Here is a 1,748-nt window from a genome sequence, read left to right as displayed (position 1 = left end):
CCCCACCCATCACAAACATCAGGGATGGATCCCAGTTACCAGCAAGATCCAGAAAATTGAGAATCTTTTGAGGATTGCTCATACCGGAAATGATTAAACCAATTCCGAATAAAACACCGATCAAATACTGGCTATAAAAATTGAAATGTCTTCTCATGATTTATAGGCCTAACAGATGGCGAATAACAAAAACAGTCAAAAACCCAGTACTCATAAAAGACAAAGTCGCCACTAAAGATCTTGGTGACAAGCGAGATAAGCCGCAAACACCATGGCCACTAGTACATCCCGAGCCATAACTAGAACCAAAACCGACTAACAAACCAGCAATAATGATTGCAATCCAATCTGCATCTATCACTGTAATTGTGTGAAGATCAAAAAATAAACTCCCCAAAAATGGTGCGCTCAATAAGCCTAAAACAAGACTTAGGCGCCAAATAACATCACCATTTTTAGGGGTGAGTAATCCGGAAACGATGCCACTAATGCCCAGAATACGACCATGCAGAATTACATACAAAGCAGCTGCAACTCCCAATAGGATTCCACCTAAAAAAGCGGGTACAGGGGAAAAAGCCAACCAATCTATCTGCATATTATTTAATCTAGCCTAAGAGTTAACTACAAGGATTGGGTGCATTACGCGACTCCAAATAACGCAGGGCTAAGTAAGCGCCAAAGATAAAACCTGGTAAAGCAAGTATTGAGCCTAAGGCTAATGTAGAGATGCCACTCAAGCCCTGACCAACAGTGCAACCGAGCGCTGTTACACCACCGAATCCCATCAAAGTCGCACCAACGAGATGATTCGCGGTATCTTCAGTATCACGAAAGCTCTCCCAACGAAATGACTTAGTAATGAGAGACACGCAAGCAGACCCAGAAATCATTCCAGCAACGGCAGCAATACCTAAAGTAATGATTCTTGAGGTATCGCTATAAAGCATTAACCAATCCAATGAAAAGGCGTAAGGCGCAACAAATGAAAGACTCTCCATGCGTCCAGAGTTGGTCACCAAAAAAACCTCTTCCAAGGTATTGGGATCTTCAGCAACAAAACCTAAGTTTCCAGAAATGAACCAGATTGCGCAAATAGCAAGGCCAACAAAGATTCCAGAAAACAGATTTTCTGCAGTCCAAAAGGCCTTATTTGCAAGAGCATATGCAATGAAAGCAAAGCCAATAATCAAACCCAGGGCAAGATGTAAGTTGCCCCTAGCAATGCCAATAATGGGGCTCAAAATACTTGGCAAATCTTGAGGTGTATTTAGGGTGATAAACACCGAGTCCAAGGTATTGATGCGAATAACACCAAGAAAGCCCCTCATGGTCATGTAGGCAGTTAAACCAAGAACAATAAACACAATGATGGACTTAAGATTGCCACCGCCAATGCGAACCAGAGTCTTACTTCCGCAACCTGATGCAAGCACCATGCCGAATCCAAATAGCGTACTACCTACGATGGTTGAGAGCCATAGAAGCTTACTGCTGGTATAGATGCTCTTAAGTGGATCAATAAGGCCTAGGTAGGACATGAAGGCAAATCCAACAATCGCTACGCCAATGGCCAGAAACCATTGCTTTAGACGACCCCAGCTAGACATAATATAAATATCTGAAACTGCACCCATGCTGCAAAAACCAGTTTTTTGCATTACGGCGCCAAGCAAAAAAGTAATGGCAAAGGTCGACCATAGAACTACCTTGCTGATACTGCTGATATCTACTGCTTCCATATTGAA

The 1,748-nt window shown here is 42.7% G+C and carries 3 protein-coding genes; all 3 read right to left on the bottom strand.

Features of this window, described 5'->3' with window-relative positions:
• Positions 1 to 157, bottom strand: a 157-nt coding sequence (locus tag B7Y67_RS19560) for a DUF6691 family protein (protein ID WP_367227302.1), incomplete at its 3' end; no start/stop codon positions are given.
• Positions 158 to 160: 3 nt separating this feature from the next.
• Positions 161 to 598 carry a YeeE/YedE thiosulfate transporter family protein gene (locus B7Y67_RS17110; protein ID WP_293599660.1) on the bottom strand — a complete coding sequence of 146 codons (438 nt, stop codon included), beginning with the start codon at positions 596 to 598 and terminating at the stop codon, positions 161 to 163.
• A 22-nt stretch (positions 599 to 620) separates the two neighbouring features.
• Positions 621 to 1,742 (bottom strand): YeeE/YedE family protein, encoded by a 1,122-nt coding sequence (locus B7Y67_RS17105; RefSeq protein WP_293599661.1) that lies wholly within the window; start codon positions 1,740 to 1,742, stop codon positions 621 to 623.
• Positions 1,743 to 1,748 lie beyond the last annotated feature (6 nt).

The sequence above is a fragment of the Polynucleobacter sp. 35-46-11 genome (assembly GCF_002281105.1).
Note: the sequence above shows the minus strand (reverse complement) of the source record. Positions and strands in the feature narration are given on the sequence as shown.